This window comes from Burkholderia crassaminum, from assembly GCF_964265005.1.
Taxonomy (GTDB): Bacteria; Pseudomonadota; Gammaproteobacteria; order Burkholderiales; family Burkholderiaceae; genus Burkholderia.
On record NZ_OZ183799.1, the window covers coordinates 3,156,107 to 3,170,708 of the forward strand.

A 14,602-nucleotide genomic window follows, 5' to 3' on the forward strand; every position below is an offset into this window, starting at 1 on the left:
GGACGAAACGCGGCGAGCGCGCGGCCGCATCGGGAAAATTTGCCGAAGCGTCGCGCGGCATGCACATGAAAGCACGTATGATGGCGAATTGATCTGCGTCGCCGACATCCCGCTTCTTCACCACCATGCTCGATCACCTCATCTGCGACTGCGACGGCGTGCTCGTCGACAGCGAAGTCATCGCCGACCGCGTGCTGCTCGATACGCTGTCCGCCACGTTCCCGAATCTCGATTTCGAAGCCGCCGCGAAGTCGGCGTTCGGCCAGCAGACGTCGCGCTTCCTCGCCGGGATCGAATCCCGTTTCGGGATCGAGATGCCCGCGAACTTCATCGAGACCATCGAGCACAACATCGAGACCGCGCTGGCGCAATCGCTCGCGCCGATCACCGGCGTGCGCGACGCGCTGCTGAAGGTGAGCCTGCCGGCGGCCGTCGTGTCGAACAGCCGGCTCGTGCGCGTGCGTAGCTCGCTGAAGCGCGCATCGCTCACCGAGATCTTCGGCGATCGCGTGTTCAGCTCCGAGCAGGTGGCGCGGCCGAAGCCCTACCCCGACGTCTACCTGCATGCGGCGCAAACGCTCGGCGTCGCGCCGGAGCGCTGCATCGTCGTCGAAGATAGCGTATCGGGGCTGAATGCCGCGCGTGCGGCGGGCATGAAGACGATCGCATTCGTCGGCGCGAGCCACATCCCCGACAACTACGCGGACGCGCTGCGCGCGATGGGCATCACGCGGATCATGCGCAAGATGGACGAACTGCCGGCGTTCGTCGAAGCCGGCATGCGCGGCGAATTCGGGGACGTACAGTCCTGACGGTTGTTCCGGCCCGATCAGGCTGATCGGGCCCATCCGGCGTGTGCGGGTTCACGCACGCCGTGCCACGGGCGCGCGAACGCGCCCGCCTTCCCCTTTCCCGTCACTCAGGCCGGTTCGCAGCAGCGCTCGCGTGCGGCAGCCAGCGCCTCGCGAAACTCGACGAGTTCCGCAATCGTCAGCATCGGCAGCCCGTGCTGTTGCGCGAAACGCTCGACATCGTCGCCGCGCGTCATCGTGCCGTCCGGATTCATCAGCTCGCACAGCACGCCGGCCGGCTTCAGGCCCGCGAGGATCGACAGGTCGACCGTGCCTTCGGTGTGACCGCGGCGTGCCAGCACGCCGCCCGGTTGCGCACGCAACGGAAACACGTGGCCGGGGCGCACGATGTCGTGCGGCTTCGCCCCTTCGGCGATCGCCGCGCGGATCGTCGTCACGCGATCGGCCGCCGATACGCCCGTATGCACGCCTTCGCGTGCCTCGATCGAGACGGTGAACGCAGTACCGTTGCGGCTCTCGTTGGTCTGCACCATCGGCGGCAGCTCGAGCGCGCGCACCGTGTCGTCGGTCAGGCACAGGCACACGATGCCGCTGCACTCGCGGATCAGCAGCGCCATCGTCTCGGGCGTGATGCGCTCGGCGGCAACGATCAGGTCGGCTTCGTTCTCGCGGTCGTGGTCATCCTGCAGCACGACCGCACGGCCTGCACGCATCGCATCGAGCGCGGCGGCGATGCGCGGCGGCACCGGTTCGGAATCCAGCAGCGGGAGATCGGCAAAGGCGTCGGCAGGTGCCGACGAAACGGACATCAAGGACATGTGAAACGCTCCTCGCAAATACGATTAGGGCGAAAAACGTTTCAGGGCATTGCAAACAGACAGAACGACAACCCGCTTCGCACGCATGGCGAAGCGGCCCTGGCGGACATGACTATCTGCACATCTTCTCTCATCCGGACTGTGACCGTCGGCTCTGGCATTCGACCAGATCTGCTGACCCCGCGCGGATGCGCGGGCGCTCGCGGGCTCGCCGGCTTACGCCAGCCTACCGCCGGTGGGGAATTTCGCCCCGCCCTGAAGACGCACTGATTGCCGGACGGGACAACCCCATCAGCGGCGGGCCAAGCATACAACAGCTGCGCGCGCGGCGCAGCGAACCACACTTAAAACCTTACTGACGACCCCGTCTAACGGCATCGTCCAAACGGCCGACGGACGGCCCGCGATCTCGCCCTAACGACGGGAACGCACCCGCGCCGTGCGGCCTGATCAGCCGGCCGCGTGCGCTGCGTGCGCCGCATGCGCCGCGTCGGGCACGAGCCAGCGCGGCGGCACCTCGGGGCTCACCGTCACGCGAAACGCGCGCGCTTCGCTGTCGCCCGGGTTGCGCAGGCTGTACGGCTGGTCGGCGTCGAACACGATCGCGTCGCCGGTCGCGAGCAACTGGCGGCGGTCATGCACGCTGAGTTCCAGCGTACCCTCGCTGACGACGAGGTTGACCGTCGTGCCGGGCGCGCGGCGTGCGCCGGGCTCCGTATGCAACGGTGCAATCCGCAGCTCGTGGAACTCGGCCGCGGCCGGCTCGCCCTCCGGGTAAAGCGCGCGCGCCGAGAAGCGGCCATTCGAACTGACGACGCGCGACGCGCGCTCGGCCGCCAGATGCTCGAAGCCGTTCACTGCATGGCGGCGCAGGAAAGCAGCGACCGATACCTTCAGCGCCGCGGCGATCTTGCAGAGCACCTTGATGGACGGCACGCTGCGTGCCGACTCGATCTGCGCGAGCATCGCGCGCGACACGCCGGACAGCCGCGCGAGCGCATCGAGCGACAATTGCCGCTCGGCACGCAACCGCGCGAGGTTCACGCCGACGACCTGCTCGAGAACGTCGAGCGACGCGGACGCCCGCGCATCGGCGGCGTTACCGGACTCGAAGGAAGACACGTCGCGCACTAGCGCCAGGGATGAAGACATAGCATTGCCTCCGGGCCGCTGTGCAGCCCTGCGATGGGGTAAGCCGGGATCGGAATCGGGTTGCGCCAGCAACGGCGCGTATCGAGACGCTATCACCCGGCCTTGCACCGGCAAACGAAGTTATCTTCACACCGTTATCAGCATCGCGGAGGAATGCGTTTCTCGCGCGCCCTTTCCTGCCGCTATCGCGTCGCGCCGGGCTCGCTCATTGCGCCGCCGGCGCCGCACCGCGTGCCGGCCCACGCGCGTCGAGCCGCATCGCGAACCACGTGACGACGAGCGCCGCGAACGTCACCGCGACCGCGACCCACGGCAGCGCATCGAGCGCGAGGCCGTGTTCCAGCGCAAGACCGCCGAGCCACGCACCGCCCGCATTGCCGACGTTGAACGCGCCGATATTGAGCGTCGACGCGAGATGCGGTGCGCTCGCGGCCTTCTCGACCATGCGCGCCTGCAGCGGCGGCACCGTCGCGAACGCGGCGATCCCCCACACGAACACGGTGACGGCGGCCGCGACCGGCAGGTGGCTCGTCTTCGCGAACACGGCCATCACGGCCATCAGCGCGACGAGGATCACGATCAGCGACGGCATCAGCGCACGGTCGGCGAACTTGCCGCCGAGCGTGTTGCCGATCGTCAGCCCTGCGCCGAACAGCACGAGGATCAGCGCGACCGAGCGCGGCGAGAAACCCGACACGGTCTCGAGAATCGGCGCGATGTACGTGAACACGACGAACACGCCACCGAAGCCGAGCACGGTCATCAACAGCGCGAGCCACACCTGCGGCTCCTTCAACACCCGTACTTCGTGACCGAGGCCGACCGGCCCGCCGTCGTGGCGGTTCGGCACGAGCGCGGCGACGCCGCCGAGCGCCAGCACGCCGAGCGCGGCGACGATCCAGAACGACGCACGCCAGCCGAGCAACTGCCCGACGAACGTGCCGAACGGCACGCCGAGCACATTCGACAGCGTGAGCCCCGTGAACATCAGCGCGATCGCGCTCGCGCGCTTGTCGGCCGGCACGAGCGACGCGGCGACCACCGCGCCGATCCCGAAGAACGACCCATGCGCGAACGACGTGACGACGCGCGCGACCATCAGCATCGCGTAGCCGGACGCGGTCGCGCACAGCACGTTGCCGACGATGAAGATCGCCATCAGCAGCAGCAGCGCGGCCTTGCGCGGCATGCGGCTTGTCAGCACCGCGAGCAGCGGCGCGCCGGCCGCGACACCGAGCGCGTAGCCCGTGACCAGCAGGCCAGCCGACGGCAGCGACACGGCCAGGTCGTGCGCCACTTCGGGCAGCAGGCCCATGATGATGAACTCGGTGGTACCGATGGCGAAGGCGCTGATCGCGAGCGCCAGTAACGGAAGGGGCATGACGTTCTCCGGAAGGCGGCGGGCGCGGCGCCCGGTCGGTGCCGCACCGCACAAAAGGCAGGATGTGCGCATTGTCCCGAAGACGTCGATATTTGATAATTGGCGTGGCGTTTGAACCATTTTCAAATATTTCTGGAAAATCGCATGGATCGACTGGGCGATATCCGGCTGTTCGTCGAGGCGGCCGAACTGGGCAGCCTGTCCGCCGCCGGGCGCAAGCTGAACCTCACGCCGGCTGCCGCGAGCGCGCGCCTCGCCAAGCTCGAGGCGGCGGTCGCCACCCGGCTGTTCGACCGCTCGACCCGGCAGTTGCGGCTCACCGACGAGGGCCGCCTGTACCTGAACGGCTGCCGGCAGGCGTTGCAGGCGCTCGACGACGCAAACGCACTGCTGCAGGCCGGCCGCAATGTCGTCGCCGGCCGGGTGCGGCTGTCGGCGACGTCCGATTTCGGCCGCCGCCGGCTGCTCGACTGGCTCGACGAATTCACCGCCCGCTACCCGGACGTGACGTTCTCGCTGACGGCGTCCGACTCGACGGTGAACCTGTGGCAGGACGAGATCGACCTCGCGATCCGTTTCGCCGCGCCGCCCGACGGCGCGCTGATCGCCCGCCGGCTCGCCGCGGACCGGCGCGTGCCGTGCGCGGCGCCGTCGTTCGTCGAACGCCACGGCGTGCCGCGCGATCCGCACGATCTGGCCCGCTTTCCGTGCAACGTGATCACGGTGGCGTCCGGGCCGATGAACACGTGGCGCTTCACGCGCGGCGACGACACGCAGACCTGCACGGTGCCGCTCGCCACCGCGTTCGAGACCAACGACGGCGGCCTCGCCCGCGAGTGGGCGCTGCGCGGCCACGGCATCGTGCTGAACTCGATCTGGGATGTCGCCGACGACATCCGCGCCGGACGGCTCAAGGTCCTGCTGCCCGACTGGCGGCACCAGAGCGCGCCGCTGCACGCGATCTATCCCGGCAAGCGCTACATGGCGCCGCGGGTGCGCGTGCTGCTCGACTTTCTCGCCGAACGCTTCGCGCGCGAGGAAGCCGCGCACGACGACCTGCTGAATGCGTGCCGCTGACGGCCGGCGCGCCGCCGTTCAGGGGCCGGAACGCGGCGGGCGGCGTCGCACGACCGCAACCCGCGGCCCGTCCCGGGCACCATGAAAAGCTATAATGGAAGGCTTTCCCGACGGCTTTTCATGCTGGCTGCGCGCCATCCGCGTGCGGCGCATGGGCCGTCCCGATTCACTCTTGACGACGCCCCCAGGTCAACCACTGCGAACGGCGAACCCCCATGACCAAGAAAGTTTACGTAAAGACCTTCGGCTGCCAGATGAACGAGTACGACTCGGACAAGATGGTGGACGTGCTGAATGCGGCCGAAGGCCTCGAAAAGACCGATACGCCGGAAGACGCGGACATCATCCTGTTCAACACGTGCTCGGTGCGTGAAAAGGCGCAGGAGAAGGTGTTCTCCGATCTCGGCCGCGTGCGCGAGCTGAAGGAAGCGAAGCCCGGCCTGCTGATCGGCGTCGGCGGCTGCGTCGCGAGCCAGGAAGGCGCATCGATCGTGTCGCGCGCCCCGTACGTCGACCTCGTGTTCGGCCCGCAAACCCTGCACCGCCTGCCGCAGATGATCGACGCGCGCCGCGAGAGCGGCCGCGCGCAGGTCGACATCTCGTTCCCCGAAATCGAGAAGTTCGACCACCTGCCGCCCGCGCGCGTCGAGGGGCCGAGCGCGTTCGTGTCGATCATGGAAGGCTGCTCGAAGTACTGCAGCTACTGCGTGGTGCCGTACACGCGCGGCGATGAAGTGTCGCGCCCGCTCGACGACGTGCTGACCGAAGTGGCCGGCCTCGCCGACCAGGGCGTGCGCGAAGTCACGCTGCTCGGCCAGAACGTGAACGCGTATCGTGGCGCGCTGACGGCCGGTTCCACCGAGATCGCCGATTTCGCGACGCTGATCGAATACGTCGCCGACATCCCCGGCATCGAGCGGATCCGCTATACGACGTCGCACCCGAAGGAATTCACGCAGCGCCTGATCGACACCTACGCGAAGGTGCCGAAGCTCGTGAGCCACCTGCACCTGCCCGTCCAGCACGGCTCCGACCGCATCCTGATGGCGATGAAGCGCGGCTACACGGTGCTCGAATACAAGTCGGTGATCCGCAAGCTGCGCGCGATCCGCCCGGACCTGTCGCTGTCCACCGACATGATCGTCGGCTTCCCCGGCGAGACCGAGGAGGATTTCGACAAGATGATGGCGCTCGTGCACGAGATGAGCTACGACACCAGCTTCTCGTTCATCTACAGCCCGCGCCCGGGCACGCCGGCCGCGAACCTGCACGACGACACGCCGCGCGATGTGAAGCTCAAACGCCTGCAACATCTGCAGGCTACCATCGAGGAAAACGTCGCGCGCATCAGCCAGTCGATGGTCGGGAAGGTCGAGCGGATCCTCGTCGAGGGCCCGTCGCGCAAGGACCCGAACGAGCTCGCGGGCCGCACCGAGAACAACCGGGTCGTGAATTTCCCGGCACCGCTCGCATCGCACCCGCGCCTGATCGGCCAGATGATCGACGTGAAGATCAACCACGCATACCCGCATTCGCTGCGCGGCGAGCTCGTGCTCGTGAGCGACGACGCGAGCGCGGCCACGCACTGACGTTCCACCGGAGCCCGACGCCACTTTGAAGCCGACCCAAGCACTGGAATTCGTCGCGCCGCGCGACGACAACGCGCGCCTCGCCAACCTCTGCGGCCCGCTCGACGAGAACCTGCGGCAGATCGAACAGGCGCTCGACGTCACGCTGTCACGACGCGGCCACCGGATCGCGATCCGCGGGCGCGGCGCCAAGCTCGCGCTCGCCGCACTCGAGAACTTCTACAACCGCGCGCGCGATGCGCTGTCGGTCGACGACATCCAGCTCGCGCTGGTCGAAGTGCGCCACACGGCCGGCAACGGCCGCCAGGACACGCTCGATGTGCGCTTTCGCGGCGACCCCGACCATCCGTTCGACGACCCCGTCGTCCAGCTCGACGCCAGCGAGCCGGACGAGGAGCCCGCGCCGAAGCTCTACACGCGGCGAGCCGACCTGCGCGGCCGCACGCCGGCGCAGCGCGAATACCTGAAGCAGATCCTGTCGCACGACGTGACGCTCGGCATCGGGCCGGCCGGCACCGGCAAGACCTACCTTGCGGTCGCCTGCGCGGTCGACGCGCTCGAGCGCGACCAGGTCAAGCGGATCGTGCTGACGCGCCCGGCCGTCGAGGCCGGCGAGCGGCTCGGCTTCCTGCCGGGCGATCTCGCGCAGAAGGTCGACCCGTACCTGCGTCCGCTGTACGACGCGCTGTACGACCTGCTCGGCTTCGACAAGACGGCGAAGATGTTCGAACGCCAGATGATCGAGATCGCGCCGCTCGCGTACATGCGCGGCCGCACGCTGAACCACGCGTTCATCATCCTCGACGAGGCGCAGAACACGACGCCCGAGCAGATGAAGATGTTCCTCACGCGGATCGGCTTCGGCTCGAAGGCGGTCGTGACCGGCGACACGAGCCAGGTCGACCTGCCGCGCGGCCACAAGAGCGGCCTCGTCGAGGCGCAGCAGGTGCTCAACGGCGTACGCGGCATCGCGCTCACGCGCTTCACGAGCGCGGACGTCGTGCGCCATCCGCTCGTCGCGCGCATCGTCGAGGCGTACGACGAATTCCACGCGCAGCACCAGGACGGCTGACCGGCCCGACATCCCGGCCCGGCCCGCCAGACGGCGCGCCGGGCTTTTTTTCGCCTGCGTGAATTCGGGTGCGATCGGCCGTTTGGTGTATCCTCAACGCGTCCTAATCGCCGCACGCGTCATGAAATCTTCCCGTTCCCGCAAGTCCGGGCGCGCCCAGTCCGCCGCGCCCGCCTCCCCCCGCCTTTCGCTGTTCGACGCGAAGGGCAAGGCCCGCACCGTCAACGCGCAAGGGCTGCGAATCGACTTCCCGGACGGCCGCAGCCTGATGTTCGACCTGTCGGGCAGTTCCGGGGAAGCAGCCGTCGCGATCGTCGCGCAGCACAACGATCCGGCCATGCGCGCGAAGCTCGCGCTGCAACCCGAGCACTACGACAGCGTGACGCTGCACGTGGGTGCCGAGCCCGCACCGCGCGAAGACGACACCGAAGACGCACTGCGCGAGCCGGAACTCGACCTGTCCGTGCAGTACGGCGACGAGATCACGAGCGACGTGCGCAAGACGCTGCCCAAGCGCAAGCTGATCGCCGAATGGATCGAACCGGCGCTGTTCGCCAGCGCGCAGCTCACCGTACGCTTCGTCGGCGAAAACGAAGGCCGCACGCTGAACGCCGGCTACCGCCACAAGGATTACCCGACCAACGTGCTGACCTTCGCGTACGACGCGGCGCCCGACGGCACCGTGATCGGCGACCTCGTGCTGTGCTGCCCGGTCGTCGAGAAGGAAGCGCACGACCAGGGCAAGCCGCTCACGGCCCATTACGCGCACCTGCTGGTGCACGGCGCGCTGCACGCGCAGGGCTACGACCACGAGACGAGCGACGAGGACGCGGCCGAAATGGAAGCGCTCGAAGTCGACATCCTCGCGAAGCTGGGCTTCCCGAACCCGTACCAGTAAGCCGTCCGCACGATGCGCAACGCCGCGACGCTCCCGCCCGCCTACCCGCCGTCGATCGGCGACGGGCGCCTGCTGACGGAAGACGAGCTCGCGGCGTCGCTCGCGCACACGATGCGCGACTGGGACGGCCAGCAGGATCTCTGGCTGTTCGGCTATGGCTCGCTGATCTGGAACCCGGGGCTGCCGACCGTCGCCGCCGTGCGCGGCAAGGTGCACGGCTATCATCGCGGGCTCTACCTGTGGTCGCGAGTGAACCGCGGCACGCCCGAACGCCCGGGCCTCGTGCTCGCGCTCGATCGCGGCGGCTCGTGCTCGGGCATCGCGTTCCGGCTCGCCGGCCCGACCGCGCAGCCGCACCTCGAAACGTTGTGGAAACGCGAGATGCCGATGGGTTCGTACCGGCCTGCGTGGCTGCCGTGCTCGCTCGAGAACGGCGAGCGCGTGAACGCACTCGCGTTCGTGATGCGCCGCGACGCGCCGACCTATACGGGCAAGCTGTCCGATCCCGTCGTGAAGGAAGTGTTCGGTTGCGCGGCCGGCCGCTACGGCACGACGCTCGACTACGTCAGCCGCACGGTCGACGCGCTGCGCGCGAGCGGCATTCCCGATCGCGCACTGGAAGGGCTGCTCGCGCGATGCCGGTGACGCGGCACGGCGCCCGGCTTGCCGTCACGCGCTGCCGCGCCGTGTGCGCATTCGAACGAGGGCAAGACCGATGAAACCGTCATGCTGGTCGCGATGCAAGGTTGCCGCGCTGATCGTCGCCGCGAGCGTCGCGCTGTCCGGCTGCGGAATACTCGGCTGCGGCGGCGCCGCGACCAACGGCGCGGCCGGCGGCGGCTGCTCGGCCGGCATGCGGTTCTGAACCGTGACCGGGCGCGGCCCGCGTGCGGCAGAATGCCGCCGCTCACCGCCTCCGCCGGACGTTTTTCCGCGTCACGGCTCCCCTCCCGTTCCACACCCGTTTTTGCCGCCGCTGCCCCGCCGCCCTTTTCTGAGATAGGATGGACACGAGGACGATGCCGCGCCCGGCGCGGCCGTCCGCGAGCGGGGCCCGCGCGCGCTGCCCACCCTGGCCATGCGGCTGGTGTGACACGGTCGCGTCGTGCCCTTGGTGTATCCTTGCCTACTCCGTGACAGCGCGCTCCGGCATGACCCGGGCGCACCACCATGAACGATTCGTATCCCAGTCGTAAGCCAACCGACAAACCGCAAGAAAAGCGCTCGCTGCTCGAGCGCCTGACCGACTTCATCTCGCCCGAGCCCGAATCCCGCGGCGAGCTGCTGGAAATCCTCCAGGACGCCCACGAACGCAACCTGATCGACGCCGATTCGCTGTCGATGATCGAAGGCGTGTTCCAGGTATCCGACCTGTGCGCGCGCGACATCATGGTGCCGCGCGCACAGATGGACGCGATCAACATCGCCGACAAGCCTGAGGATTTCATCCCGTTCGTGCTCGAAAAGGCGCACTCGCGCTACCCCGTGTACGAGGAGAACCGCGACAACGTCATTGGCGTGCTGCTCGCGAAGGATCTGCTGCGCTTCTACGCCGAAGAGGAATTCGACGTGCGCGGGATGCTGCGCCCGGCCGTGTTCATTCCCGAATCGAAGCGCCTGAACGTGCTGCTGCACGACTTCCGCGTGAATCGCAACCACCTCGCGATCGTCGTCGACGAATACGGCGGCGTCGCGGGCCTGATCACGATCGAGGACGTGCTCGAGCAGATCGTCGGCGACATCGAGGACGAATACGATTTCGACGAGGAAGCCGGCAACATCATCTCGGGGCCCGACGGCCGCTACCGCGTGCGCGCGCTCACCGAGATCGAACAGTTCAACGAGACGTTCGGCACCGATTTCCCCGACGACGAAGTCGATACGATCGGCGGGCTGATCACGCATCATTTCGGCCGCGTCCCGCATCGCGGCGAGAAGCTGCAGCTCGGCAACCTCGTATTCGAGATCCAGCGCGGCGATGCGCGCCAGGTGCACGTGCTGCTGGTGCGCCGCAACCCGCTCGCCAGCCGTCGCGCCGAAACCTCGCACGAGGACTGACCGTCGCGCGCCAGCCGCGCGTTCCACAACCGCTCGCCCACTTTCGCTTCACATGGACGATCCGATCCTGTCCCGCCCGGCTGGCGGTCTTCTCGCGCCGACACCCGGCCGCGCGCTGCCGCGCTGGCACTACCCGGCCGCGCTGCTCGCCGGCGCGGCCAATACGCTCAGCTTCGCGCCCACGCCGCATGGCGGCTGGCTGCAACTCGTCGTATTCGTCTGGTTTTTCGCGCAGCTCACGCGCACCGCGAGCTGGCGCAGCGCCGCGCTCACCGGCGGCGCGTTCGGCTTCGGCAACTTCATCAGCGGCATCTGGTGGCTCTACATCAGCATGCACGTGTACGGCGAGATGGCCGCGCCGCTCGCGGGCGGCGCGCTCGTGCTGTTCTCGCTGTACCTGTCGCTGTACCCGGCGTTCTCCGCCGGGCTGTGGTCGTTCTGCGCAGGTCACGCGTGGCATCGCCGCGCGCCCGACCCGCGGCCGTTCTCGCCGACCTGGCACGGCGCATTCGCGTTCGCGAGCGCATGGGCACTCGGTGAATGGCTGCGCGGCACCGTATTCACCGGCTTCCCGTGGCTCGCCAGCGGCTATCCGCAGGTCGACGGCCCGTTCGCGGGCTTCGCGCCGGTCGCCGGCGTGTACGGGATCGCATGGGTGCTCGCGCTGTTCGCCGCGCTCGTCGTGCAGGCGCTCGCCGCCGCCCGGCCGTCGCCGCTCGCCGAACCCCGTGCCGGCAATGCGCGCGTGCGCATCGCCGCGCCCGCCGGCATCGCGGTCGCGCTGATCGCGGCCGGTCTCGGGCTGTCGCAGGTCACGTGGACCGTGCCCGCGAACGCGCCGCTCACCGTGCGGCTGCTGCAGGGCAACGTGAAGCAGGACATCAAGTTCGAGGAAGCGGGCATCGACGCGGCGATCAAGATGTACACGCAGATGATCGTCGAGAAGCCGGCCGACCTGATCGTCACGCCCGAAACCGCGATCGCGGTGATGATCCAGGAGTTGCCCGAGCCGTTCGCGGTCGCGATCCGCAAGTTCAGCGACACGACGGGCTCGGCCGTGCTGTTCGGCGCGGTCGGTGCATCGGTGACCGAGGACGGCCACTACGTCGACTATACGAACAGCCTGTACGGCGTGACGCCGAATTCGCGCGACATCTATCACTACGACAAGCACCACCTCGTGCCCTTCGGCGAATTCATTCCGTGGGGCTTCCGGTGGTTCGTCGACCTGATGAAGATGCCGCTCGGCGACTTCGCGCGCGGCGCGCCGGTGCAGAAACCGTTCCTCGTGCACAACCAGCCCGTGATGGCCGACATCTGCTACGAGGACTTGTTCGGCGAGGAAATCGCCGCGACGATCCGCGACAACCCGCAGCCGCCGGGCGTGCTCGTCAACGTGACGAACCTCGCGTGGTTCGGCGACACGATCGCGCTCGACCAGCACCTGCAGATCGCGCGGATGCGCTCGCTCGAAACGGGCCGGCCGATGCTGCGCTCGACGAACACCGGGATGACGGCCGCGATCGATGCGCACGGCCGCGTGCTCGGCCAGCTGAAGCCGTTCACGATCGGCTCGCTCGACGTGCGGATCGAAGGCACGAGCGGCTTCACGCCTTACGTGACGAGCGGCAACAACATCGTGCTCGCGGTGTCGTTCGTCCTGCTCGCGTTCGGCTTCACGTTCGGCCCCGGGCTGCGCCGACGCAACGGCCGGAACAACAGCAGGAACAACGGCGACGCCCCGCCGAAATGACGCAACAGGCCGCCGCTGCGCAGTGCGTGGCGGCCGCCGCCGCATGCAGCGGCCTTCGACCGCGAACCGGCCGGCCGCTCTGGCCGCCCTGGCCTCTCAGACCTGCCCGGCCGACTCCGCCGATTGAACCGGCTGCGCAGCCAGGCGCCGCAGGTCGCGGCTCACGTCCTCCATCACCGGCTCCCACGCGCCGAACGCCGGTTGCCGGTACAGCGTGGCGCTCGGGTACCACGGGCTGTCCTTGCGTTCGAGCAACCACGGCCAGTGCGGATTCACGTCGAGCAGCACCCAGGTGCGCGCGCCGAGCGCGCCCGCCAGGTGCGCGACCGACGTGCACACGGTGATCACGAGATCCAGTGCGCCGATGAACGCGGCCGTATCGTCGAAGCTCGTCAGTTCCGCGGTGAAATCCTCGATCGCGAAGCCGGCCGCGCGCGCCGCCGCGACCTCCGCCTGCGCACCCGGCTGCAGCGAATGAAACGCGACGCCGTCGATCCCGCGGAACGCATCGGCATAGCGCTCGAGCCCGACGCGCCGGAACGGATTGCGCTGGTGCCCCGCACTGCCCGTCCACACGAGCCCGACCTTCAGCCGGCTGTCGCCCGCAAGCCGCGCGCGCCACGCGTCGCGCGCGGGCGGATCGGCACGCAAATACGGCACCGACGACGCGAGCGTGTCGTTCTCCATGCCGAGCATCAGCGGCAGGCCAATCAGCGGTACTTCGTAATCGAAGGCAGGCAGCACGTCGACGCCGCCGCCCGCGCTGAACGCATCCACATGCGCGCCGAGGCTGCGCTGCATCAGCGTGCCCACCTGCGGGAACGTATTCCATACGAGCCGGCCGCCTTCGCGATGCACTCGCTCGGCGAGCGGCGCGACGAAGCGGCAGAACTGCAGCACGTCGCCGAGCCCCTGCTCGCCCCACACGAGCAGCGTCTTGCCGGCGAGCGGCTCGCCCTGCCAGCGCGGGCCCGGCAGCACCGGGCGGCGGCCGCGCAACTCGCCCGCGCCGTCCCAGCGCGCCTCGTGGCCGCGCCAGCCGGCCGCGTAGTTGCCGCGCACGAGCTGGATGATCGCCAGGTTGAAACGGTAGGACGCGTCGTCGGGCGCCAGCTCGCACGCGCGCGCCGCGAAGCGTTCGGCGTCGTCCCAGCGCTGCGCCTCCTTCATCGCCATCGCGACGTTGTTCATCGCGAGCGCGTTGTCGGGCGCGAGCTCGACGAGCCGCGCGGTGCACGCGAGCGCGCCGTCCAGGTCGTGCGTCGCGAGCCGCGCGACGACGAGGTTGATCCATGCCTGCACGTCGCGCGGATCGGCGCGCACGGCCGCGTCGAGCAGCGCGATCTCCTCCGCGCGGTCGCTGCCCGACAGCCGCAGCGCGATCGCGAGGTTGTTGCGCAGCGACGGCCGCCCGGCTTCGAGCGCCAGCGCCGCGCGATACGGCGCCACGGCGTCCGCGTGACGCCCCGCCATCTGCAGCGCGTAGCCGTGATTGAAATACGCGGTCGCGCCCGGCTGCACGCGCGCCGCGCATTCGGCGAGCGCGACCGCATCGGCCGTGCGCTGCCGCGCGACGAGCGCGCCGGTGAGCTGCGCGAGCGCATCGGCGTCGACCGCATGCAGGTGCGCGGCGGCGGCAAGCCACAGATCGTGCGCGGCGCGCTCGCCGCGCGCCTGCGCATCGGCAGCCTGCCCGAGCAGCGCGAGGAAGGGCGGAAGCAGCGGAATGAGGATGTCGGTCGGATCGTCCATGCGGTCGGGATCGGCAAGCGGTGGCGCGGCACGCGTCGCGCGCACCGCAATACGCGCATCTTAACGCCCGTGCGAAGCCGTGCGGCACGCGCGTCGCGACATCCCGCGCGCGGCCGCCGGGCGCGCGCCGGCCACGCCCGCGCAGGCCACTCGGACGGGGCCGACGGTGCGCCTGCCCGCGTTCCGGCCGCATCCGCTCGCCGATCCGGTAAAATTACGCGTTTCAGCACACTAACAAGC

Annotated in this window: 13 protein-coding genes and 1 riboswitch; of the genes, 9 read left to right on the plus strand and 4 right to left on the minus strand. The window is 69.0% G+C overall.

Going from position 1 to position 14,602, the window contains the following annotated elements; translation table 11 throughout:
* The first annotated feature begins 125 nt into the window (after positions 1–125).
* Complete coding sequence (locus tag ACPTTF_RS14655) at positions 126–812, plus strand: HAD family hydrolase (protein WP_423371566.1); 687 nt, start codon at positions 126–128, stop codon at positions 810–812.
* Between the two features lie 107 nt (positions 813–919).
* Here the strand turns inward: ACPTTF_RS14655 and ribB are convergent, their stop codons facing one another.
* The 3 genes from ribB to ACPTTF_RS14670 all read right to left on the minus strand — a co-directional run bounded on the left by ribB (position 920) and on the right by ACPTTF_RS14670 (position 4,163).
* A complete protein-coding gene (gene ribB, locus ACPTTF_RS14660; RefSeq protein ID WP_085042345.1) occupies positions 920–1,630 on the minus strand; it encodes a 3,4-dihydroxy-2-butanone-4-phosphate synthase in 711 nt (236 codons plus the stop codon).
* 118 nt (positions 1,631–1,748) lie between these two features.
* Positions 1,749–1,897, minus strand: a riboswitch (FMN riboswitch).
* Between the two features lie 183 nt (positions 1,898–2,080).
* Entirely contained in the window at positions 2,081–2,782 is a 702-nt protein-coding gene (locus ACPTTF_RS14665) for a helix-turn-helix domain-containing protein (protein WP_166963501.1), read from the minus strand.
* 205 nt (positions 2,783–2,987) lie between these two features.
* On the minus strand, positions 2,988–4,163 hold the full coding sequence (locus tag ACPTTF_RS14670) for an MFS transporter (protein WP_423371567.1): 1,176 nt from the start codon (positions 4,161–4,163) through the stop codon (positions 2,988–2,990).
* A 144-nt stretch (positions 4,164–4,307) separates the two neighbouring features.
* Here ACPTTF_RS14670 and ACPTTF_RS14675 point away from each other — a divergent pair, with 144 nt between their 5' ends.
* The 8 genes from ACPTTF_RS14675 (at position 4,308) to lnt (ending at position 12,610) form a co-directional block, all read left to right on the plus strand.
* Positions 4,308–5,240, plus strand: coding sequence for a LysR family transcriptional regulator (locus ACPTTF_RS14675; RefSeq protein ID WP_166963503.1), 933 nt, complete (start codon positions 4,308–4,310; stop codon positions 5,238–5,240).
* Positions 5,241–5,455: 215 nt separating this feature from the next.
* Entirely contained in the window at positions 5,456–6,829 is a 1,374-nt protein-coding gene (miaB, locus tag ACPTTF_RS14680) for a tRNA (N6-isopentenyl adenosine(37)-C2)-methylthiotransferase MiaB (protein ID WP_423371568.1), read from the plus strand.
* Between the two features lie 25 nt (positions 6,830–6,854).
* Entirely contained in the window at positions 6,855–7,901 is a 1,047-nt protein-coding gene (locus ACPTTF_RS14685; RefSeq protein WP_166963506.1) for a PhoH family protein, read from the plus strand.
* 121 nt (positions 7,902–8,022) lie between these two features.
* Complete coding sequence (gene ybeY / locus ACPTTF_RS14690) at positions 8,023–8,799, plus strand: rRNA maturation RNase YbeY (protein WP_423371569.1); 777 nt, start codon at positions 8,023–8,025, stop codon at positions 8,797–8,799.
* A gap of 12 nt (positions 8,800–8,811) precedes the next feature.
* Positions 8,812–9,444: a gamma-glutamylcyclotransferase gene (locus tag ACPTTF_RS14695; protein WP_166963509.1), complete on the plus strand. Its 633-nt coding sequence runs from the start codon at positions 8,812–8,814 to the stop codon at positions 9,442–9,444.
* A gap of 70 nt (positions 9,445–9,514) precedes the next feature.
* Positions 9,515–9,664 carry a hypothetical protein gene (locus tag ACPTTF_RS14700; protein ID WP_423371570.1) on the plus strand — a complete coding sequence of 50 codons (150 nt, stop codon included), beginning with the start codon at positions 9,515–9,517 and terminating at the stop codon, positions 9,662–9,664.
* Positions 9,665–9,969: 305 nt separating this feature from the next.
* Positions 9,970–10,857 carry an HlyC/CorC family transporter gene (locus ACPTTF_RS14705; protein ID WP_021160150.1) on the plus strand — a complete coding sequence of 296 codons (888 nt, stop codon included), beginning with the start codon at positions 9,970–9,972 and terminating at the stop codon, positions 10,855–10,857.
* Between the two features lie 52 nt (positions 10,858–10,909).
* Positions 10,910–12,610 (plus strand): apolipoprotein N-acyltransferase, encoded by a 1,701-nt coding sequence (gene lnt / locus ACPTTF_RS14710; RefSeq protein ID WP_423371571.1) that lies wholly within the window; start codon positions 10,910–10,912, stop codon positions 12,608–12,610.
* Positions 12,611–12,706: 96 nt separating this feature from the next.
* Here lnt and ACPTTF_RS14715 read toward each other — a convergent pair whose 3' ends face one another.
* Entirely contained in the window at positions 12,707–14,362 is a 1,656-nt protein-coding gene (locus tag ACPTTF_RS14715) for a hypothetical protein (RefSeq protein WP_423371572.1), read from the minus strand.
* Positions 14,363–14,602: the final 240 nt, after the last annotated feature.